Source organism: Nocardia abscessus, from assembly GCF_015477775.1.
GTDB classification, from domain to species: Bacteria; Actinomycetota; Actinomycetes; order Mycobacteriales; family Mycobacteriaceae; genus Nocardia; species Nocardia abscessus_A.
Genome location: NZ_JADLQO010000007.1, coordinates 52,249 through 73,946, shown reverse-complemented (window position 1 = coordinate 73,946; position 21,698 = coordinate 52,249). Strand labels below are relative to the sequence as shown.

Annotated in this window: 14 protein-coding genes and 1 pseudogene; 6 read left to right on the top strand and 9 right to left on the bottom strand. The window is 69.8% G+C overall.

The features are described 5' to 3' along the window. Positions 1-136 precede the first annotated feature (136 nt). From IU450_RS19330 to IU450_RS19320, 3 genes are all read right to left on the bottom strand, one after another. Positions 137-808, bottom strand: a complete 672-nt coding sequence (locus IU450_RS19330; RefSeq protein ID WP_195151158.1) for a serine protease — start codon at positions 806-808, stop codon at positions 137-139. Between the two features lie 263 nt (positions 809-1,071). Continuing rightward, complete coding sequence (locus tag IU450_RS19325) at positions 1,072-3,456, bottom strand: SpoIIE family protein phosphatase (protein WP_195151157.1); 2,385 nt, start codon at positions 3,454-3,456, stop codon at positions 1,072-1,074. Next, positions 3,456-7,988, bottom strand: coding sequence for a HAMP domain-containing protein (locus IU450_RS19320; protein WP_195151156.1), 4,533 nt, complete (start codon positions 7,986-7,988; stop codon positions 3,456-3,458). Before IU450_RS19320 ends, IU450_RS19325 begins: the two co-directional genes overlap by 1 nt. Between IU450_RS19320 and IU450_RS41325 the strand changes: the two are divergent. The 3 genes and pseudogenes from IU450_RS41325 to IU450_RS19310 all read left to right on the top strand — a co-directional run. Next, a pseudogene (locus IU450_RS41325) lies at positions 7,939-8,325 on the top strand (transposase); the annotation flags it as partial. The gene IU450_RS19320 and the pseudogene IU450_RS41325 sit on opposite strands and share 50 nt — an antisense overlap. 115 nt (positions 8,326-8,440) lie before the next feature. Further along, positions 8,441-9,916, top strand: a complete 1,476-nt coding sequence (locus IU450_RS19315) for a HEAT repeat domain-containing protein (protein ID WP_324197732.1) — start codon at positions 8,441-8,443, stop codon at positions 9,914-9,916. Positions 9,917-10,022: 106 nt separating this feature from the next. Then, a complete protein-coding gene (locus IU450_RS19310) occupies positions 10,023-10,571 on the top strand; it encodes a MarR family winged helix-turn-helix transcriptional regulator (RefSeq protein WP_195151154.1) in 549 nt (182 codons plus the stop codon). 148 nt (positions 10,572-10,719) lie between these two features. Here the strand turns inward: IU450_RS19310 and IU450_RS19305 are convergent, their stop codons facing one another. Next, positions 10,720-11,214 carry a phosphoribosyltransferase gene (locus tag IU450_RS19305; protein ID WP_195151153.1) on the bottom strand — a complete coding sequence of 165 codons (495 nt, stop codon included), beginning with the start codon at positions 11,212-11,214 and terminating at the stop codon, positions 10,720-10,722. 170 nt (positions 11,215-11,384) lie between these two features. On the opposite strand from IU450_RS19305, the gene IU450_RS19300 reads away from it, so the two are divergent. From IU450_RS19300 to IU450_RS19290, 3 genes are all read left to right on the top strand, one after another. Beyond that, positions 11,385-13,082 (top strand): FAD-dependent oxidoreductase, encoded by a 1,698-nt coding sequence (locus tag IU450_RS19300; protein ID WP_195151152.1) that lies wholly within the window; start codon positions 11,385-11,387, stop codon positions 13,080-13,082. Positions 13,083-13,134: 52 nt separating this feature from the next. Further along, positions 13,135-13,623 carry a GNAT family N-acetyltransferase gene (locus tag IU450_RS19295; RefSeq protein ID WP_324197731.1) on the top strand — a complete coding sequence of 163 codons (489 nt, stop codon included), beginning with the start codon at positions 13,135-13,137 and terminating at the stop codon, positions 13,621-13,623. A gap of 468 nt (positions 13,624-14,091) precedes the next feature. Next, positions 14,092-14,676 (top strand): NAD-dependent epimerase/dehydratase family protein, encoded by a 585-nt coding sequence (locus tag IU450_RS19290; protein WP_195151151.1) that lies wholly within the window; start codon positions 14,092-14,094, stop codon positions 14,674-14,676. Positions 14,677-14,682: 6 nt separating this feature from the next. On the opposite strand, the gene IU450_RS19285 is transcribed toward IU450_RS19290, so the two are convergent. The 5 genes from IU450_RS19285 to IU450_RS19265 all read right to left on the bottom strand — a co-directional run bounded on the left by IU450_RS19285 (position 14,683) and on the right by IU450_RS19265 (position 21,691). After that, positions 14,683-15,822: a MarP family serine protease gene (locus IU450_RS19285; protein WP_195151150.1), complete on the bottom strand. Its 1,140-nt coding sequence runs from the start codon at positions 15,820-15,822 to the stop codon at positions 14,683-14,685. A gap of 148 nt (positions 15,823-15,970) precedes the next feature. Beyond that, positions 15,971-18,679 carry a fumarate reductase/succinate dehydrogenase flavoprotein subunit gene (locus IU450_RS19280; RefSeq protein ID WP_195151149.1) on the bottom strand — a complete coding sequence of 903 codons (2,709 nt, stop codon included), beginning with the start codon at positions 18,677-18,679 and terminating at the stop codon, positions 15,971-15,973. Beyond that, positions 18,676-19,416, bottom strand: a complete 741-nt coding sequence (locus IU450_RS19275) for an ABC transporter ATP-binding protein (RefSeq protein WP_195151148.1) — start codon at positions 19,414-19,416, stop codon at positions 18,676-18,678. Before IU450_RS19275 ends, IU450_RS19280 begins: the two co-directional genes overlap by 4 nt. Further along, on the bottom strand, positions 19,413-20,270 hold the full coding sequence (locus IU450_RS19270) for an ABC transporter permease (protein WP_195151147.1): 858 nt from the start codon (positions 20,268-20,270) through the stop codon (positions 19,413-19,415). The genes IU450_RS19275 and IU450_RS19270 overlap by 4 nt, the downstream gene beginning before the upstream one ends. After that, complete coding sequence (locus tag IU450_RS19265) at positions 20,267-21,691, bottom strand: ABC transporter substrate-binding protein (RefSeq protein WP_195151146.1); 1,425 nt, start codon at positions 21,689-21,691, stop codon at positions 20,267-20,269. Before IU450_RS19265 ends, IU450_RS19270 begins: the two co-directional genes overlap by 4 nt. Positions 21,692-21,698 lie beyond the last annotated feature (7 nt).

The following is a 21,698-nucleotide window of genomic DNA, read 5'->3' as shown; positions in this document are numbered from 1 at the left end:
GCAACGCCCGGCGTCGCATCGTGCACCGGCCGCGGCCCGGATCACCGATCAGGCGATCACCGTCGACGGTGGCTTCGCTCGCCTCGCTCACCTTGACCCGATTGATCACCGAACTGTCCGGCCCCGCCGACTGATCTCAGATCGGCCGGAAACCGGCGCCTATGTCATGGCGGGAGTCGATGTCAGCGAGGACCGCGTTGATGTCGGTTCCCACCTCGGGCCCCAGGCACCCCATGCCCAAGTAGGCGTTGACCATGCCGACCAGGGTCGAACCGATCACCACCGGTGCGCCGGAATCGCCTTTGAGCACACACATCTGGGTCCAGGTGTCGCGGCTGTCACCCATCATGTCACCCCAGGCGACACCGCAGGTTCGGCCGGTGGTGCGGCCCTTCTTGCAGACGACGTCGGGAAATTGCGCGGGAGCGCCGAGACCGTCGATGAAGAACCCGCCGACGTCCCGGGTGGGATCGACCCGTGCGGCGTCGAATTCGATGATCCCGTAGTCCAGTTCACGATCGGCGTAGACGAAGCGCCCCAGCACTCCGTAGCTGGGATACGTCACGGACGCGACGCTCGCCCCGGGTTCACCGCAATGGCCTGCGGTCAAACCGACCAACCGGCCGCCCGCGTCGTAGCCGATGGTGGTGAGCGTGCATTCGGCCAGGTCGTCGATCACGATTCCTGATCCGCCGCCTATCGGCGGTGGCGGCAACTGCGGAACACCGACCGCCGCGCCTGCGCCGACCGAGACCGGGCCGCACGCCAGCGCCGCCGCGGCGACAACCTTCATCAGCGATCGCGTCATTGTTCCTCCAACCGGATCGAGCAAGTTTCCCGCGGCCCGAGCCGCAGCCGACGCCCGCGGCGTCTCACCACCGAAGTCCGGCACCAGCGCGAACTTTCGTGTGTTCCACTCCGAGCTACCCACCCCGACGAGACGGAAACGGGACACCGCTCGGACGGCCATGTCGTTGCGCACTGATCGAGCCGACTCGGGAGCCGACGAAACTCCCACGGCCGGCGAACGGTTGCCGGCCGGGGCGATGGCGGTGCTGGTGGTCGCGGCGGTCAGCGATTGCTCACCGGGTTCTGGCCCGGTCCCACTTGGATGCCCACCACGCAGGTGTCGTCATCCGTATCGGCATCGCTACCGTCGAGCAGTTCGTCCAGACGGTCGTCCAGGCTCCCGGTGAGTTGGGCCGAGGTCACGAGCAACCGCTCGATGCACTCGTCCAACAGCCGATCCCGGCGCTCGATCAGTCCGTCCGTGTAGAGCAGGAGAGTGTCGTCGGGTTCCAGTTGGAGTTCGGCTTCCTCGAATGTCGTCTCCGCCACGGCGCCGAGCAGCATGCCTTCGAGCATGGGCAGGCTGGAGGCGCGGCCCGCGCGTACCAGCACCGGAGGCAAGTGGCCCGCACGGGCCCAGCGCAGCACCCGGGTTTGCGGGTCGTAGAGCCCGCAGATGGCGGTGGCGAAGATGTTCTCGGTCAGGTGGTGGGCCACCAGATTCAGCCACGTGAGCATCTGCCCCGGGCCTGCGCCCGTGGCGGCGAGGCCGCGCAGGGCATTGCGGAGCACGACCATGCCGGTGGCCGCCTTGATGCCGTGGCCGGTGATGTCGCCGACGGACACCAGGATCTGCTTGGACGGCAGCACGACCGCGTCGTACCAGTCGCCGCCGACCGTGTGGTCCTGCTCGGCGGGCCGGTAACGCACCGCGATGCGCAGCCCGAACGCGTCGATGGACGGCTGTGCGGCAGGCATGATCGCCTGCTGGAGTTGTCGCGCCAGCTGGCTCTGTTCGGCGGCGTGCTGCTCGGTGTGCGCGAGCCGGTCACGCGTGGCGGACAGCGCGACCTCGGTCCAGTGCTGTGCGGAGATGTCCTGATAGGCGCCGCGGATGGCGGCCAGGTGCCCCGCCTCGAGGACCGGTTCGGCGACGATCCGGATGTGCCGGGTCACGCCGTCCGGCCGGATCAGCCGGAAGGCCGTCGAAGCCGAGCGACGGTAGCGCACCAGGGTCCGCAGGAACCGCCCCACCGCATCGGCGTCGTCGTCGTGGACGTGCCCGGGCAGCTGTGCGAGCGGAATCGGGTCCGCGGTCGGCGCCAGCCCGTAGAGGGCGAACAGCTGGCTGCTCCAGGTGATCTCGCCGGTGGCCGCGTTCTCCTCGAACCCGCCGACCCGGCCCAAGCGCTGCGCGTGTTGCAGCAGCGCCGCCAGCCGGGCCGTCTCGTCCTCCACCCGCCACACCACGAGCACGGTGTCGCCATGGCGGCTGATGCTGAGCGCGGTCGAGACGGTCAGCGGCACCTGATCGACCAATTCGGTCAGCATCACTCGGTCGGCGCGGTAGGTCTCGCCGGTGGCGAAGACGTGCTCGATCCGCTCGAACAGCTGCCCATCGCCCGCGGCCAGCGGGTACGCCTCGAGCAGCAGCGCGCCGTTGACCAGGCCGCGCGGACGGCCCGCCGGGTCGACGAAGCAACTGTTGACGTGGTGAATGCAGAAGTCGACCAGCGCGCCACCCTCATCGAGGTGGGGCAGCAGCACGAGCGCCGGGTCGAAAAGGCCGTCCGCGATCCGCACGAGATCCGCGACGTCGGGCCGGTCCGGTGCCCGCACCGCGGCCAGGTCCGACTCCAGGGTGTGCGCGCACAGCTCGGCCAGCGCCTCGAACTGCCGGTGCACCTGGGATGGCTGCGCCGCGAGCGGCTGCGGCCAGCACACCTCCAGCACGCCGAGTAGCTTGCCCCCGGCTCCCGCCGGAACCGCCGCACGGCCGCCGTAGCGGTCACCGATCGACGGCAGCCCGGACCGGTCCAGGTCTTCGATCCACACCGCGTTGCGCTCCACCAGCGCCTGCCGGGCCGGGGTCGCCACGCCGGGCGGCACGTACCGCCATCGCTCGGCCTCGTGCGGGCCGATGCCGGCGAAACCCGCCAGGGTCAGCGACGCGTCGGCGCCCGCGGACCAGATCGCCACCGCTGTGGCGCCCAGCGGCGTCACAGCGTGCTCCAGCAGCGACTCCGCCACGCGTTGCGTGTCGCCGGCTGCGAGCAGCCCGCTTTCGGCGGTGCGCAACCGCACCGCCGCCGAGGGCTCTCCCCCCGCGGCGGTGCGCAGCAGGAATTCCCCCACCACCGCGCTCACCTCGTCCTGGGCCGATTGATTGACCAGCTCAGCGGCCAATTCCAAGGCCGTGATACCCGCTTGCTCGGCGAGTTCGTCGAGCTGCCGCGCCGCCTGCGCGGGCCCGCAGTGCAACCGTTCGACCAGTACGCCCTTCGCCATCTCGATCAGCGCGCGCCCGTCGGCGGTGGCCTGGGCCTGCTGGATCTGCGTGCGCAAACGCTCCACGGTGGCCGCGAGGCGGTGGACGGCGGGCCCCGCGGCCGGGCGATCGTCCGATGTCGTCCCGACCTCGGCGTCGGGGCTGTCCAGTTCGGTCATCAGACGGCCAGCCAGTGCTGGATGCAGGCGAGCAGTGCGTCCGCGTCGACCGGTTTGGTGACGTAGTCGTTGGCGCCCGACGCGAGGCTCTTCTCGCGGTCGCCCAGCATCGCCTTGGCCGTCACGGCGATGATCGGCAGGCTCTCGTACTGCGGCATCTCGCGGATCTTCGCCGTCGCGGTGTACCCGTCCATCTCGGGCATCATCACGTCCCTCAGGACCAGGTCCGTCTCCGGGTGGGCGAGGAGTTTGTCGATGCCCTCGCGCCCGTCCTCCGCGTGCAGCACGCTCACGCCGTGCAGTTCGAGGATGCTGCTGAGCGCGAAGAGGTTACGGGCGTCGTCGTCGATGATGAGCACCGTGCGGCCTGCGAGCTTGCCGTCCAGCCGCTGCGGCGCGGCGGCCGGTGCGTCCTCGCGACGCACCAGGGGCAGCATGTCGCCCGGCGCCTCGGCGGTGACGTGCAGCGCGATCCGTTCCCGCAGATCGTCCAGACTGGACAGCAGCTCGAGCGGCTGACGCGTACCGCGTTGTAGCAGCAGGCGTTCCTGCTCGGCGTCGGGCCGTCGGTTGTGCACGAGCACCGGGACGCTGCGCAACGCGGCGTCCCCGTCCATCGTCTCCAGGAAGCGCAGCGCGGCGCTGTCGGGCATGTCCAGCTCGAGTACCACGCAGTGGAACGCTTCGGCAGCCATCGCCGCGGCCGCCTCCTCCACCCCGACCGTGGTGACCACCTGGACCGGACCGCGCGGGTCGTTGCCGTCCGCGAGTTCGGCGACGGCGCTCTGCGCGACCAGCGACAGCAGGCCTTGCGGGCGTTCCTCCACGACCAGCAGTCTGCGGTGCTGCGGTGGCGTGGCGGGAGCGGGAGTGTGCTCCGGGCGGTTGTCGGCCTGCTGTGCGTCCTCCCGCTCGCGGGGCGGCGCCTCCTGGAAGTCCGGCCGGGCGACCGGGAGATACAGGGTGAACGTGCTGCCCTGGCCGAGCGCGCTTTCGGCGGTGATGGCGCCGCCGAGCAGGTAGGCGATCTCCCGGCTGATCGACAGGCCGAGGCCGGTGCCGCCGTACTTGCGGCTGGTCGTGCCGTCGGCCTGCTGGAACGCGCCGAAAATCGACTCGAGCTGGTGTTCGGCGATGCCGATACCGCTGTCGATCACCCGGAACGCGACGGCCGGGCCGTGCTGGCGCACGGCGGCGGGCAGCTCGCTCGCCTCGGCCGGCTCGATCCGCAGCTGCACCGAGCCGGTCTCGGTGAACTTCACCGCGTTGGACAGCAGGTTCCGCAGCACCTGCCGCAGCCGCGAGTCGTCGGTGAGCAGGTCCAACGGCAGGCCGGGCGCGGTCGTGACGCGGAAGCGGAGGCTCTTCTGGGTGGTCATCGGCCGGAAGGTGGCCTCGACGTAGTCCAGCAGCTGACGCAACGACACGCGCTCGGGCGTGAGGTCCATCTTGCCCGCCTCCACCTTCGACAGGTCGAGGATGTCGTTGATCAGCTGGAGCAGGTCCGAGCCCGCCGAGTGGATGATGCCCGCGTACTCGACCTGCTTGGGCGTGAGGTTGCGGCTCGGGTTCTGCGCCAGCAGTTGCGCCAGGATCAGCAGGCTGTTCAGCGGGGTGCGCAGCTCGTGGCTCATATTGGCCAGGAATTCCGACTTGTACTTCGACGCGAGCGCGAGCTGCTGGGCGCGGGTCTCCAGTTCCTGCCTGGCCTGCTCGATCTGGAGGTTCTTGGCTTCGATGTCGCGGTTCTGCATGGCCAGCAGCGCCGCCTTGTCCTCCAGCTCGGCGTTGGATCGTTGCAGTTCCTCCTGCTGGACCTGCAACTCCTCCGAGCGGGCTTGCAGTTCGGTGGTCAGGCGCTGGGATTCCACCAGCAACTCGTCGGTGCGGGCGTTGGCGATGATGGTGTTGACGTTGACGCCCACCGTCTCCATCAGCTGGTCGAGGAAGTCCCGGTGGATGCGGGTGAAGCGGTGCAGCGTGGCCAGCTCGATCACACCGAGGACCTGGTCCTCCACCACGATCGGCAGCATGAGCAGGTTGACCGGCGCGGTCTGCCCCAGCCCGGAGGAGATGGTGACGTAGTCGCCCGGCACGTTGTCCACGGCGATCGTGCGGCGGGTGCGTGCGGCCTGGCCCACCAGGGACTGGCCGAAGGCGAACCGCGACGGGCTGCCCGGTTCCTCCGGGCTGCCGTAGGAGCTGATCAGCCGCAGCTCCGGCCGCTCGTCGCTGTCGTCGGCGAGATAGAACGCGCCGAACTGCGCGGAAACCAGCGGCGCCAGCTCGTCCATGATCAGCCCGGCCACCACATGCAGGTCGCGCTGACCCTGCATGAGACCGGAGATGCGGGCCAGGTTGGTCTTCAGCCAGTCCTGATCCTGGTTGGCCATGGTGGTCTCACGCAGCGACTCCACCATCGCGTTGATGTTGTCCTTCAGCTCCGCGACCTCGCCGGAGGCCTCCACGGTGATGGAGCGGGTCAGGTCACCCTCGGCCACGGCGCTGGTGACCGCGGCGATCGCGCGGACCTGGCGGGTCAGGTTGCCCGCCAGTCCGTTGACGTTCTCGGTCAGCCGCTTCCACGTGCCCGAGACTCCCTCGACCTCGGCCTGCCCGCCCAGCCGGCCCTCCGACCCCACTTCGCGGGCGACGCGGGTCACCTCGGCCGCGAACGCCGAAAGCTGGTCGACCATCGTGTTGATCGTGGTCTTCAACTCGAGGATCTCGCCGCGGGCGTCCACGTCGATCTTGCGGGTCAGATCTCCCTGGGCGACCGCGGTGGTCACCTGGGCGATGTTGCGGACCTGGTTGGTCAGGTTGTTCGCCATGGAGTTGACGTTGTCGGTCAGGTCCTTCCACGTGCCCGCCACGTTCGGCACGCGGGCCTGGCCGCCGAGCATGCCCTCGGTACCGACCTCGCGCGCGACTCGGGTGACCTCGTCGGCGAACGCGGACAGCGTGTCGACCATCGTGTTGATCACACCGGCGAGCGCCGCGACCTCGCCCTTCGCCTCCACGGTGATCTTCTGGCTGAGATCGCCGCGAGCCACCGCCGTGGCGACCTGAGCGATCGACCGCACCTGGCCGGTCAGGTTGGAGGCCATGACATTGACGTTGTCGGTCAGGTCCTTCCAGGTGCCCGACACACCCCGCACGGTCGCCTGACCGCCGAGGTTGCCCTCGGTGCCGACCTCGCGGGCGACTCGGGTGACCTCGTCGGCGAACGCGGAGAGCTGGTCGACCATCGTGTTGATGGTCTCCTTGAGCTCCAGGATCTCGCCGCGCGCGTCCACCCTGATCTTCTGGCTCAGATCGCCACGGGCGACCGCGGTGGTGACCTGGGCGATCGACCGCACCTGCGCGGTGAGGTTGTCGGCCATGACGTTGACCGACTCGGTGAGGTCCTTCCAGGTGCCGGAGACGCCCTTGACGTCCGCCTGTCCGCCCAGCCTGCCCTCGGTGCCCACTTCGCGGGCGACTCGGGTGACCTCGTCGGCGAACGCGGAGAGCTGGTCGACCATCGTGTTGATGGTGTTCTTCAGCTCCAGGATCTCGCCGCGCGCGTCCACCCTGATCTTCTGGGAAAGATCACCCTGCGCCACCGCGGTTGCCACCTGGGCGATCGACCGCACCTGCGCGGTCAGGTTGCCTGCCATGAAGTTCACCGAGTCGGTGAGATCGCGCCACGTACCGGAGACGCCCTTGACGTCCGCCTGGCCACCGAGGGCGCCCTCCGTGCCCACCTCGCGCGACACCCGGGTGACTTCGTCGGCGAAGGACGAGAGCTGATCGACCATCGTGTTGATGGTGTTCTTCAGCTCCAGGATCTCGCCGCGGGCGCTGACCGTGATCTTCTGACTCAAGTCGCCTCGCGCCACCGCGGTGGTCACCTGGGCGATGTTGCGGACCTGGTCGGTCAGGTTGCCCGCCATGAAGTTCACCGAGGCGGTGAGGTCGCGCCAGACGCCGCCGACGCCGGGCACCTCCGCCTGTCCGCCCAGCCTGCCCTCCGAGCCCACTTCGCGCGCCACGCGAGTGACCTCGTCCGCGAACGCGGACAGCTGGTCGACCATCGTGTTGACCGTGTTCTTCAGCTCCAAGATCTCGCCGCGGGCGTCCACGTCGATCTTCTGGGACAGGTCGCCCCGCGCCACGGCCGTCGCGACCTGGGCGATGTCGCGCACCTGGCTGGTCAGGTTGCCCGCCATGGCGTTCACCGAATCGGTGAGGTCCTTCCAGGTACCGGACACGCCGGGCACCTCGGCTTGACCGCCCAGCCGACCGTCCGTGCCGACCTCGCGCGCGACACGGGTCACCTCGGAGGTGAACAGGGACAGCTGGTCCACCATGCCGTTGAACACCGTCGCGATCTCGCCGAGCAGCCCGTCGGCGTCCGTCGGTAGGCGGGTGCCGAAATCACCGTCGCGCACGGCCGTCAACCCGGCCAGCAGCTGGCGCAACTCGACCTGGCCCGCAGCCGTGACAGCCTGCTCGGATGCGGTGCGGGCAGATGCCGCCGTATTTGTCATTGTCATCCTCGTTCTGCCCCACCCGATTTGGACGCGACTCCGCGCACGGCGGGTCGCCGACCCAGCGGTGCTGTGCTGGCTGCTGAACACGGATGCACCGGCGGCTACGTCCCTGAAACTATCATTCACGAGAGACACTGCTCGGCATCCGGTTTTCCACAGGACGATCTGCAAGGCTGCCCCGTATTGCCGGTTGCCGGTGTGTTGCCTTCTCGTAGAGCTGGATCAGGTGTCCGGCGGGGTCCGGGTGCGTGCCGAGCTACGGCTCGGTCGAGGTATCCGGGTGGGCCGCAAACGCGTGGCCCGGCTGATGCGCAGTGCTGGACTGCCGGGAGTCTTCCGCCGCCGGGGTGGCACCGCGGGAGACCCGCAGGCCGGTCCGCATCCGGGCCTGGTCGACCGCCGCTTCGCCGCGGTAGCTCGAGCAGGGGTAACTCGGCAAGGATGGGCGAGTGCAGGTAGTAGGGGAGCTGGCGCGGATCGCGGAGCAACAGGATCGGTCGGCGACATTCGAGTTGATCCGGAAGCTGGCCGATCCCGGTGTCGGCGGGCTGGAGCGGGAGCGGATCGGGGATGCGCTCGGGCGACTCGGCGACCCGCGCGCAATGGCGCCCCTGGCCGGGATCGGCCGCGACCGGGACCATCCGGCCGAGGTGCGGCTGGCGGCGCTGCAGGTGCTGGAGAACGCGGCGATGTGCCCGCAGGGTGCCGACCTGCGCGCCTGGTGGAACACCGGCGATGACTTGGTCCGCGCCTGTGTGCTGCGGCAGGCCGAACGCAGCGAGGCCGATCTGCTCGAACCGGTGGCGCGCGATCCGCACCACCTGCTGCACCGGCACGCGCTGACCGGAATCGAGTTCTGCTTCGAGGAACCGCGCTGGCAGCAGTACAAGATCCAGGGTCTCGACCACCCCGACCCCGGGGTGCGGTGGACCGCGGCCGACGTCCTGCGCTGGGACGAACCGGTGGCCGCCGAACCGGCCCTGCACCGCGCCGCCGCCGACAGCGACACCGACGTGGCCTGCGCCGCGATCGACACGCTGCGCTATTACCACAGCAGGGCCACGCTGCGGTTGCTGCACGAGATCGCTCAGGGCGATGGCGAAAGGGCCGTCGCCGCACAGGATTCCAAGGCTGACATGCTCGTCTATTTCGAGCGCGAGCAACTACGGATCCGGCACTGGATCGCCCCCGTCACCGACCTGCTCGGGCCGCCCGAGCTCGATACTCCGCCGTCGTCTGGGCCGTCGGTACCCGGCCGGCCCGAGCAATCCGTGCCAACGGCAGCGGAGATCTTCGCCACGTACTCCGACCTCGACGGCCCGTGGGCGGCGAAACTGGACGCGCTGCGCCGCTACGACTGGACCGGTGTGCCTGCGGCCGACCGCCCCGGCCTCGCCGCTTTTCTGTCCGGCCATCCGGACCCGCAGGTGCGGGTACTGTGCTGCCCCATCCTGTCGACCTGGCATGAGGTGGATCCGCTGCTCGCGCTCGCCCATGATCCGGAACCGGGGGTCCGCAAGTCCGCGGTCTACTACCTGCGGTTTGTGCCACCGTCCCGTGAGATTGCCACGCTCACTTGGGATCTGGTCGCCTCCGGCGAGGTCGCCGGTACCCGCGGCTACGAGGCGCTGGCCACCTGCGCTGCCCATACGCCACCCCGCGAGCTCGACGACCGGCTGATCGAGCTGGCGCGCACCGATCTTCGGGAGAACATCCGCGTCGAGGCTGTATCCCAACTGGGCGACCGCATCGACCCGCTGCTGCCCTTGCTGTCCGAACCTCCCTTGCTGACGTGGGCTGTGCACATCCGGCTACTGGATGCCTGCTCCAAGTCGGGCCTGCACCCGTCCGCGGCGAGCGCACTGTGGGCCGTCGACAATCTGCATCTAGCGGCTGCCCTCGCCGATCTCGACGACCGATTGTGATGTCGTCTCCCCGCCACAGCACCGCTCACCCCTCGTCAGAGGTCGCCCGGTCCCTCCTCGGATAGCGCCGGTCTCGGTGGCGGATTCGCTCCAGTAGGGTGTCCTGATGTCCGATGTAGCGCATCCATCTCCAGCGGTGCGTGTCGACCCGGCCGGGGCGCCCGCCACCGCGAGAGCAGCGGAGCGCGATCTGCTCGCGCTCGCAGATCAGCTGTGCTTCGCTCTCTACTCCACCTCGCGCGCGATGACCGCGGCGTACCGGCCGTTTCTGGACGCGATGGAGGTCACCTACCCGCAGTACATCGCCCTGCTCGCGCTCTGGGAGCGGCCGGGGATGACCATGAAGGAACTGGGCGAGCAGCTACGCCTGGACTACGGCACCGTCTCGCCGCTGATCCAGCGCCTCCAGTCGCGAGGACTGGTCGAGAGCGTCCGGTGCACGCACGACCGCCGCTCGGTCGAGCTGCGCTCCACGGAGGCGGGCGATGCGCTGCAAAGGGAAGCCAGGTCGATGATCGTTTCGGTGCTGGGCGAGGTCGGCTATCCCGTCACCGCGGTCATCGAGCTGCGCGACCAGGTCAACGCACTCGGTGAACGCCTGGAGGCGGTGCTGTCCGAGCGGCGGAGTGGTTGTGGCGCAGGGCAATTGAGCTGATCCGAAAGTGCGGAGCCCGCCCGGCCGGTCGAAGGTCGGCCCCTGTCGCCCGCCCCGGTTGTCCCGGCGGTGCTCCGCACTGCCTGCCGGCTTCGCTGTCTGCGAGCGGCTCCAGCCGCCGAGCGATTTCCGGCGGCCGTGCCGTCGATTACGCGTCGAGCACGCGCGGGCGGCGCTGCACCACCGGTGGCTCGGTGGACCACGGGAAGTTGATCCACCGGTCGGTGCGCCGCCAGACGTACTCGCTGTCCACCTCCGACCACGGCTTCTGGTAGATCACCGCGCAGCGCACCTCGGCCACCTTGCCGGAGCAGAAGTCGCGGACCAGCTTCAGAGTGGCTCCGGTGTCGGCCACGTCGTCTGCGACGAGCACGGTGGCGCCGGCCAGGTCCACCGCCTGCGGCACCGGCGGCAGCATCACCGGCAGATCCAGGCGCTGGTCGACGCCGGTATAGAACTCCACGTTCATCACGTGCAGGTTCTTCACCTCCAGCGCGTAGCCGAGCGCGCCCGCCACGAACAGTCCGCCGCGGGCGATGGACAGGATGAGGTCGGGTTCGAAACCGTCCGCCGCGATGGTCGCGGCGAGTTCCCGGCTGGCGGAGCCGAACGACTCCCAGGTCAGTACTTCGCGATCCGTCACCGGTTCTCCCTCTCGCTGGACGCGACGCAGTGAGCATACGAGTGGCCGCCGGAGTTTCCCGGCCGGTTGCTCGTCGCGGTGGCGGCCAGGGGCGAAGATGGCCGGAAATCTCGATATCGCGTCCGTATCTCTCGTCCGGCCTGCGCGTTTGCCGCCATACGCTCGAGTACATGGACAGCCACTACGACGTGCTCGTCATCGGATCCGGCTTCGGCGGCAGCGTTGCCGCGCTGCGGTTGACCGAGAAGGGATACCGGGTCGGCGTGCTCGAGGCGGGCCGTCGGTTCGCCGACGACGAGTACGCGAAGAATTCCTGGCATCTGCGCGAGTACCTGTGGGCGCCGAAACTCGGCTGCTACGGCATCCAGCGGCTGACGCTGCTCAACGACACCTTCATCATGAGCGGGACCGGGGTCGGCGGCGGGTCGCTGGTCTACGCCAACACGCTCTACGAGCCGCCGGAGAAGTTCTACCGCGACAAGCAGTGGGCGCACATCACCGATTGGCGCGCGGAGCTGGCGCCGTTCTACGACCAGGCGAAACGAATGCTCGGCGTCACCGAGAACCCGGCGACCACCCCGGCGGACCGGATCCTGCGCGAGGTCGCGGAGGACATGGGCATCGGCCACACCTACCGCCGCACCCCGGTGGGCGTGTTGTTCGCGGACGGCGATTCCCGGCCGGGCCAGGAGGTCGCCGACCCGTACTTCGGCGGAGTCGGCCCGTCGCGCTCGACCTGCACGCACTGCGGTGAGTGCATGACCGGCTGCCGTCACGGCGCGAAGAACACGCTGGTGAAGAACTACCTCTATCTGGCCGAGAAAGCCGGAGCCACAGTGCATCCCCTGACGACCGTGACCGACGTGCGGCCGCGTCCCGAAGGCGGCTACGCAGTGCGGACCGTGCGCACCGGCAGGTGGGTGCGCAAGACGAAGCAGACGTTCACCGCGGACCAGGTGATCTTCGCGGCCGCGGCGCTCGGCACCCAGACGCTGCTGCACCGGCTGCGCGAGAAAGGCAGCTTGCCGCATGTCTCGCCGCGTCTCGGATACCTGGCCCGCACCAACTCCGAAGCGGTGCTCGCCGCGCGGTCGCTGCGCAAGGACACCGACTTCACCAAAGGCGTCGCGATCACCTCGTCCATCCACCCCAACGACCACACACATGTCGAGCCGGTCCGCTACGGCAAGAACAGCAACGTGATGGGTTTGCTGACCACGGTGCTGGTGGACGGTCAGGAGGGCAAGGCTCGCTGGTTGCTCGGCGTGAAAACGCTCATCGCGGAGCGACGCAACCTTCATCGGCTGCACAATCCGCGGCACTGGTCCGAGCGCATGGTCGGTGTGCTCGTCATGCAGAACGTCGACAACTCGATCGTGACCTACACCAAGCGCGGCTTGTTCGGCAGGCGCATGACGACCAAGCCGGGCGATGGCGCCGCCCCGCCGACCTGGATTCCGGAAGGCCACGAGGTGACCAGGCGGATCGCGGAGAAGATCGACGGCCTCCCGCAGGGCGCCTGGACCGATCTGATGAACATTCCGATCACCGGCCACTTCATCGGCGGCTGCGCGATCGGCGACTCGCCCGCGACCGGCGTCGTCGACCCGTACCACCGGGTCTACGGACACCCGGGCCTGCACATCACCGACGGCTCGACCATCTCGGCGAACCTGGGCGTGAATCCCTCGCTGACCATCACCGCCCAAGCCGAACGCGCGATGGCGCTGTGGCCGAACAAAGGCGAGGACGACCAGCGCCCGCCCCTGGGCACGGCTTACCGCAGGCTCGCGTCGATCGAACCGAAGAACCCGGTGGTTCCGGTCGCCGCGCCCGGCGCACTGCGTCTGCCGATCACCCCGGTCTGAGCCGCCGGAAAACCGGTCGCCCGCGACCGTGCCGGGTGACAGGATCGGCGCTGTGCCCGCCCATGTCACCCTGGAACCGCTCGACGAGCAGTTGCTCACCGATCTGCTGCACGCGGCGGTGGCAGACGCGGAGCCCGGCGAGGTGATGCCGGTCGAAGGGCCCGGTAGCGGCTGGAATGCCCAACGGGAAGCCGGCTTCCTGGCATTCCACCGAAGCCGGGCGCTGGCGAGTCCGCCGATCGAGTCGACCTACGGCATCCGAGCGGACGGCGAGGTGGTCGGAGCGGCACGACTGTGCCCGCTCCCCGCCGCGCCGGGCGCCGCCGAGGCCGGAGTATGGATCGGTCGTTCCCGCAGGGGAGCAGGCATCGCCACCGCGGTGTTCAGCGCACTGATCGAGCGGGCGACCGCCGAGGGCTACGCGAAGCTCTTGGTGAGCACGACGGCGGACAACGCAGCCGTGCTGCGCATGCTGACCGCCCGCGGGATCGAATACGCGGTGGACGGCAATGCGGTGACCGCCTGGGTGAACTGCGCTTGATCTGCTGTGCCGCACCTGCCGTCACACGATGGCGCGTCGGAGCGACGAGAATCATTGCGGCCCAGCGACTGCCCCCGCCTGTGGGCAGTGCGCCGCGTGCCGACAAGCGACCGCCGCCGCGCCTGCCGTTTGCGAGCGCGACCGAGCCGATGCGGCGAATCTGGTTGACCGATGGACAACGTCCGCACGGCACGGCACGGCGCACGCGGGATCGCGGGCGGCGTCGGTGAACCACGCCAGCGCACAAATCGAGACAACTCAGGCCACCACCGCGACAGATCATGCCCCGCCCGCAAGCTGATCGCGCGCCCCGACAGCGAGGTCTCGCACCCACTCCACCAGCGCACCTCCGCCCCGGGTTTCGAGCGAAGCGAGACCGAGCATGCGAACACCCAGCGCCGCAGGCGCTGGAAAAACAAACAGAGCCCCGCGAACACGCCGTGCCGCAGGCACGGCAGAATCAATCGAGTGCGCATCTTCCTGGCCGGTGCGACCGGCGTGATCGGAGTCCGCTTGCTTCCGCTGCTGATCGAGGCGGGGCATGAGGTCGCGGGGATGACCCGGTCGACGGCGAAGGTCGACCAGTTGCGGGCGGCGGGCGCGCAGCCGGTGGTGTGCGACGTCTACGACGCGGATGCCCTGATCGCCGCCGTGGTCGGGTTCGGCTCGGAAATGGTGATGCATCAGCTCACCGACCTGCCGGACGACGCGGCGCTGCTGCCGGAGCGCGCCGAGGCGAACGCGCGTATTCGCACCGAGGGCACCCGTAACTTGATCGCCGCCGCTCGGGCGGCCGATGCCAAGCGCTTCCTGGCGCAGAGCATCGCCTGGGAGCCGCCGGCGGGCCGGGGCGCGGTGATCCAGGAGCACGAAGCGGCCGTGCTCGACTTCGACGGCGTGGTGGTGAAGTACGGCCAGTTCTACGGGCCGGGAACCTATTTCCAGACCGAACTTCCCCCGCATCCGCGTGTGCACGTCGATGATGCCGCGGAGCGGACGATTCCGCTGCTCGACGCGTCGAGCGGTGTGGTGATCGTCGCCGACGCTTCCTGACGGCGGTCAGGAGGCGCAGGGGCCGGTGTCGACGGCCCGGTCGGATCGCCATGCGTGGTCGAGACGATCGAGCACCTCCGGCAGGCTCGTGGCGAACCCGACGTTGCTGTCGTTCTCGTCGACACCGAACACGATGCCCAGCACGCGGCCGTCGCGGTCGACGAGCGGTCCGCCCGAGTTCCCGTGCTGGATCGAGCCGTCCAGCGTGTAGATCTCGCGTTCGCCGAGACCGGTGCGGTAGATGTCGCGCACCTGGCGCGCGGCTCGGCTGCGCACCCGGGTGGCGGACGCGGTGTAGGAGCCGCCCCTCGGGTAGCCGAGCGCGATCGCGTCGGCGCCGGGCCCCGCGGCTTCGGGCGCGACGGTGAGGGCGGGCGCGGCGAGACCCGGGACGGCGAGCACCGCGATGTCCATGATCGGATCGAACTGCACGACGGTCGCGGTGAGCGGCCCGTTCGCGGCGTCGACGGAGACCTTGCTGGATCCGGCGACGACGTGGGCATTGGTCAGCACTCGTTCCGGCGCGATGACGAATCCCGAACCGGATTGACGCACGCCGCAGGTCGGTGCGAGGTCCTGGACGCGAAGCACGCTCGGCCGCAGTTCGGCGGGCAGCGGCCCGTCGACGATGCCGGGATCGGGGGGCGCGAGCGGGCGGGCGAGCCCGGCGTCCACGATCGGCGCGGTGAGCACCTCGGACAGGCCGGACAGCCAGAACGGCGCGATCTCGTCGACGGTCCGCACGGTCGTCGAATCGCGCACCAAGGTCGCGGATTCCAGTGGCGCGGCGAACAACCACACCACCAAGGGGACCGCGAGCATATGGAGAACGGACCCGCAGAGCGCGTCCGCGCGACGCGTGACGGGATCGGAAACCGCCGCACGCGCGGCGCGTCCGGCCCGGTGCCCGGCGATCGCGCCGAACGCGACCAATCCGATGATCACCGTCAGCGCGAGCAGGAGCCGTACGGCGCCCGGGGGAAGCTGACCGAGGGCCGCCGCGCAGAGCGCCGCGCCGAGAATCGCACCCGCCAGGGCGCCCGCGAAACCGGGCAGCCCCACGATCGCGCCGCGGCGCCAGCCGAGCACCGCGGCGGCCACGAGGGTGCCGAGCACGGCGAGATCCAGCCAGTTCGGCAAGGTCAACGCCATACTCCCGTCGCTGCTGATGAGGAACGGCGACGGACTCGTCGTCGGCCGCCCCGTCGCCGCCCGGCTATAACCCGGCTAGCGAGTCGGCAACGGTCGAGCCGCTAATCTAATCAGCTATTCGAGCTGCGGCAACCATGTTGCTCTACGCCGTGGGCTGGCTGGCCAGCGCTCGCCGGGCATACGCGCGCACGTCGGCATCGGTGTCGTCGATCGCGGCGCGCAGCGCGTCGTGCGCGGTGGGCAGGTCCGGCCACGCCGACAGCGACAGCACCGCCGCCTTCCGGACGTCGAGATGCGGATCGTTCAGCGTCACAGCCAGGATGGGCACCGCGAGGTCGGGGTCGGCGCCTGCGAGCCCGCGCGCCGCACCAACTCGGATCTGCCATGCCGAGTGACGCAAGGCCTCCTCCAGCGCCGCGACATCCGCCGAACCGGCGCCCAGCTGGGCGAACGCGGTCAGCGCCGCGGCGCGGACCAGCGGGTCCTGATCGTCGGCGAGGCGCCGGATCGCCTCGACGCCACCGTCGCCGATGGCGGCCAGACCCTGGGCCACGGCGATGCGGACTTCCCGGTTGGCGTCGGCGGCCACGGTGGCGACGCCGTCGCGGTCGTCGAGCGAGACCAACGCGCGGACCGCCTCGATGCGCACGCGATGGTCCACGTCCGCCAGTGCGGCGCGATACTGCGCCGACTCGCCCGCCCGCAGGGCGCGCAGCAGATCGATCACGGTGGATCGCACGATGGGGTCGGGCGAACCGAGCCGGTCGGAAAGCCCGGCCGCGGAGGGCAATACCTCGACGAGTTCGCGCAGGCTCGCCGCGGCCGCGCGCCGGACCGAGGCCGCCTCGTCGTCCAAGGCGTCGCCGAGGGCGGTCGCGAAACCCGCGGGGGTGTGCTCGGTGAGCACCGAGATCGCCGCGGCCCGGACGCCCGCGTCCGGATCCGTCAGGTAGGCCGACAGTTGCGTCACGGTGGGCTCGTCGAGCGCGAGCAGCGCGACGATCCGGGGCGACGGGGGAGTCGCGGGCTGCGAAGCACCGGCTCCGGCCCGATCGTGCTCAGCGGCGACGCCGGTATGCGGCGCACGGCCCGCGATGTGGTGCGGCTGGTGCACCGGCACCGCTTCGGCATCGGCCGAGGGCAGGTCGTCGAGTCCGGGCACCGGAACCAGGTACGGCGCCACCGGCCGTTTCAGGAACGCCATGGTTGCGTCGGGGTTCTTGCGCAGGTTGAGGTGGTATCGCCATTCGACATCGTCGCGTTCGGGTAGGTCGGCGCGCTCGTGGTAGAGGCCCCAACGGGATTCGGTCCTGGTCAGTGAACTGCGGGCGGCCATCTCGGCGCAGTCGCGGATGAACGACACCTCCACCGCGCGCATCAGCTCGTGCGGGGTGCGCGCGCCGATGCCCTCGACCTCGCCGCGCATCCGGTCGAAGGTCTCCACCGCGATGGCCAGCTTCGTGGCCGTCTTGGGCGGGGCCACATAGTCGTTCACGAAACGGCGCAGCTTGTATTCGACCTGCGGCTGCGGCGGCCCGTCCGGATGGCGCAGCGGGCGGTAGATCAGCTCGTGCGCGTCGGCCAGTTGGTCCTCGGGCAGCTCGGCGGGGGCCGCGACCTCCGCCAGGGTGGACGCGGCGTGCGCTCCAGCGAGATCGCCGAAGACGAACGCGCCGATCATGTAATTGTGCGGCACGCACGCCAGATCGCCTGCCGCGTACAGGCCGGGCACGGTGGTGCGCGCGTGCTCGTCGACCCACACGCCGGAGGCGGAATGTCCACCGCACAAACCGATTTCGGAGATGTGCATCTCGATGTCGTGGGTGCGGTAGTCGTGGCCGCGGTTGGCGTGGAAGGTGCCGCGAGTGGGGCGCTCGGTGGTGTGCAGGATGCCTTCGAGCGTGCTCAGCGTCTCGTCGGGCAGGTGCGAGACCTTGAGGTAGATGGGCCCACGGGCGGATTCGATCTCGCGCTTGACCTCGGCCATCATCTGGCCGGACCAGTAGTCGGAGTCGACGAAGCGTTCGCCCTCGGCGTTGACCTGGTAACCGCCGAAGGGATTGGCGACGTACGCGCAGGCCGGGCCGTTGTAGTCCTTGATCAGCGGGTTGATCTGGAAGCACTCGATGCCGCTGAGCTCGGCGCCCGCGTGGTAGGCCATCGAGTAGCCGTCGCCCGCGTTCGTCGGGTTCTCGTAGGTGCCGTACAGGTATCCGCTGGAGGGCAGCCCGAGCCTGCCGCACGGTCCGGTAGCCAGGATCACCGCCTTGGCGCCGACGGCGACGAATTCGCCCGTGCGAGTGTGCAGAGCGGCGGCGCCGACGGCGCGTCCGTTGTCGGTGAGCACGCGCACCGGCATGAGCCGGTTCTCGATGCGGATCTTCTCGCGCATCTTGCGCTGGCGCAGGACGCGATACAGCGCCTTCTTGACGTCCTTGCCCTCGGGCATGGGTAGCACGTACGAGCCGGAGCGGTGCACCCGGCGCACCGCGTACTCGCCGTACTCGTCCTTCTCGAACTTCACGCCGTAGCGCTCGAGCCGCTGCACCATGGCGAAGCCGCGCGTCGCGGTCTGGTACACCGTGCGCTGGTCGACGATGCCGTCGTTGGCCCTGGTGATCTCGGCGACGTAGTCCTCCGGTTCGGCCTTGCCCGGGATCACGGCGTTGTTCACGCCGTCCATGCCCATGGCCAGCGCACCGGAGTGCCGCACGTGCGCCTTCTCCAGCAGCAGCACGTTCGCGCCCTGCTCGGCGGCGGTGAGCGCGGCCATCGTGCCCGCGGTGCCGCCGCCGATGACGAGGACGTCGCAGTCCAGCCGAATCCGTTCCGACAGCGGCGGAATGTTCACAGTCTCTCCAAGATCTCGGCCTTCGTCGCGGACCGGTCGATCGCCTCGCGCGGGCTGGGCGCCGGCACCAGCGCCCGCAGCGTGCCGCCGCCGAGCACGGCGATGCGGTCGCCGAGCAGCAGGGCCTCGTCGAGATCGTGGGTGACGAAGACGATGGTGGTGGGGTGGGCGCGCCAGGTCTGGATGAGCAGGCGCTGCATGGTTTCTCTGGTCTGGGTGTCCAGTGCGCCGAACGGCTCGTCCATCAGCACGGCGCGTGGCGCGGCGGCCAGGCTGCGCGCGAGCTGGACGCGCTGGCGCATGCCGCCGGACAGGTCGCGGGGCAGGTAGTCGGCGTAGCCGGTGAGGCCGACCTCGTCCACCCAGTGCAGGGCGGTGGCCCGCCGCTGGGCGCGGGGTGTGCCGCGCAGGCGCAGGGCGAGTTCGATGTTCTGCCGCACGGTGCGCCACGGCAGCAACGCGTCGTCCTGGAACACCAGGGCGCGGTCGGCCGCGGGTCCGGTGACCGGATCGCCGTCGGCCAGGATGGCGCCCCCTTCCGGGACACGCAGTCCGGCGATCGCGCGCAGCAACGTCGACTTGCCGCACCCGGATTTGCCGACCACGACGAGGATTTCCCCCGGCGCGATCGCCAAGTCCAGTCCGTCGAGTACCGGTTCGCCGCCGAAGGCGATCCGGACACCGGTGAGACTCAGGCGCATTCCGGTCGATGCCGGTGCGTCGATCATCGTGGTCATGCTTCGACCTCCCTGGGCAGCCAGCGGGTGATGCGGCGGCCGGCCAGCTCGACCAGCCCCGATGTCGCGAAACCGAGGACGCCGATGGTGATCATGCCGACGAACACCGCCGGATAGTCCACGATGGTGTACGCCTGCCAGGTGCGGTAGCCCACGCCGAGGCGCCCGGAGATCATCTCGGCGGAGATCAGGCAGATCCACGCCACGCCGACGCCGACCGACAGTCCGCTGAAGACGCCGGGCAGGATGCCGGGAACCACCACGCGCGCGAGCACGTCCAGCCGGGACGCGCCGAGCGTGCGTACCGCGTCCTCCCAGATCGTGGGCAGCGCCCGCACCGCGTGCCGGGTGCTGACCAGCACCGGGAACAGCGACGCGGTGAAGGTGATGAACACGATGCCGGATTCGTCGCTGGGGAACAGCAAGATCGCGACCGGAACCAAGGCGATGGCCGGAATCGGCCGGACCAGTTCCGCCAGCGGGCCGAAGGTGTCGGCGAGCAGCCGAGACCGGCCCAGGCCGATGCCCGCGAGCACGCCGACCACCGCGGCCAGACCGAAGCCGGTGACGATCCGCAGCAGCGACTGCGCGATATCCAGGTAGTACTGGTCGGCGCGCAACTGCGTGCCGAATTCGGCGACGATCTCGGTGACGGTCGGCAGCGTGTCGAAACGCAGGCCCGCCCGCACGTTGTTGACCGTGAGCAGCTGCCACAGACCGACCGCGACGGCGACCGAGGCGACCCGCAGCAGGCGCGAGCGCCATGCCGACCGCGGCGCCGGCGCGGCGTCCGATCGGGTCGCGGTGGGTTCCGCGGCGGCCGGCACGGCCGGGGCGGTGAGTTCGCCGATCATCCGCGTACTTCCGCGACGGCCTGGTCGTAGCCGACCGCGGTGGCGGACGGATGCGCCTGCCGGTAGCGCTGCGCGGCGGCAGCGGTGGTGAAGGGCAGGTAGGCGGCGCCGTCACGCAGCCAGATCGACTTGTCGGCGAACCACCGCGTGCCGAGTTCGGTATCCGGGACGTAGGCGGCGCGGATCGTCTTGCCCTGCGCTTTCGCGGCCTGGACCGCGCGCAGCAGGCAGTTCGGGTCCGCGGCCGGCTGCGGCGTCGGTGCGCCGTCCAGCCACAGTTCACCGGCCAGGGCGGGGTTCTGCGCCGCGGTGCCGCAGATGGGGTCGGTGCCGGTGACCCGGGTCGGGTTGGCAGTGGACGCGAAATCGCGGTCGTAGTCGCGCCCGGTCTCCGCGAACGCCTTGCGCAGCGGCGCGTCGTCGATGAACCGGTCGATGTCCAGCTCCGCGAAGTCGCCGATCGACTTCAGGTACGCCACATCGCCTTTGAGCGCCGCGATCAGGCTCGTCTTGAGCGTGGTGTCGAAACTCGTTCCGCCGGGACCGTTGTAGAGGTACACCACCTCCTGGGGCAGTCCGGACCCGTCCGCGACGATCTTCGCGGCTTCGAACGGCTTCTCCTGCAGGAACTGGGTGGCGTCCAGTTGTGCGGCCAGGAACGCCTGGAGCACCTCCGGGTGATCGGCGGCGTACGCGCGCCGGGCCACCACGCCGTGGAAGGTCGGCACGCCGAGTTCGGCGCCGTCGTAGAGCAGCTTGGCCTTGTTCTGGAAGACCACCAGACCGGGCCATGCGACGAACTGCGACAGCGCGCCCACCTGGCGGGATTCCAGGGCGGTCGCGCCGACCTGCGGCTGCTGGTTGAGCACCTCCACGCCCTTGGCCGGATCGATCCCGGCCCGCGACAGCGCCTGCACCAGGGTGCCGTGCCCGGCCGAACCCACGCTGGCGGAGATCTTCTGCCCGGCCAGGTCGCCGATGCCGGTGGCGGCCGAATCGTTCGGCACGACGACCATGTTCAGCGCGCCCTTGGGGTTGTACCCGGTGACCGACACCAGCGCGGTGCGTGCGCGCTCGTTGACCTGGGTGCGGGAACCGTTGATCAGCAACGGGTAGTCGCCCATCGATCCGATGTCGATCTTCTCGGCCACCATTTGCGCGGTGATCGGCGCGCCGGTGTCGTAGTCCTGCCACTCGACCTGGTACTTCGCCCCGCCGTTGTCGGTGATCTTCTGTAGCCGCTGCTCGAGATAGCCCTGCGCGCGCAGCAGGGTGCCCGCGGTGACGGTGTTGATGGTCTTGGACTGGTAGCCGACGACCACCTTGACGGTGCCGGCCGGGGTGGCGTCGGTCTGCTCCAGCGAGCATCCGGTCAGGGCGAGTGCGGCGGCGAGCAGGGCGGGGACGAGTTTTGCTTTCATCGGTCTT

Coding starts and splice junctions, on each gene's coding strand:
- IU450_RS19330 (WP_195151158.1), bottom strand. CDS start 808: ATGACGCGATCGCTGATGAAGGTTGTCGCCGCGGCGGCGCTGGCGTGC.
- IU450_RS19325 (WP_195151157.1), bottom strand. CDS start 3,456: ATGACCGAACTGGACAGCCCCGACGCCGAGGTCGGGACGACATCGGAC.
- IU450_RS19320 (WP_195151156.1), bottom strand. CDS start 7,988: ATGACAAATACGGCGGCATCTGCCCGCACCGCATCCGAGCAGGCTGTC.
- IU450_RS19310 (WP_195151154.1), top strand. CDS start 10,023: ATGTCCGATGTAGCGCATCCATCTCCAGCGGTGCGTGTCGACCCGGCC.
- IU450_RS19300 (WP_195151152.1), top strand. CDS start 11,385: ATGGACAGCCACTACGACGTGCTCGTCATCGGATCCGGCTTCGGCGGC.
- IU450_RS19275 (WP_195151148.1), bottom strand. CDS start 19,416: ATGACCACGATGATCGACGCACCGGCATCGACCGGAATGCGCCTGAGT.
- IU450_RS19270 (WP_195151147.1), bottom strand. CDS start 20,270: ATGATCGGCGAACTCACCGCCCCGGCCGTGCCGGCCGCCGCGGAACCC.
- IU450_RS19265 (WP_195151146.1), bottom strand. CDS start 21,691: ATGAAAGCAAAACTCGTCCCCGCCCTGCTCGCCGCCGCACTCGCCCTG.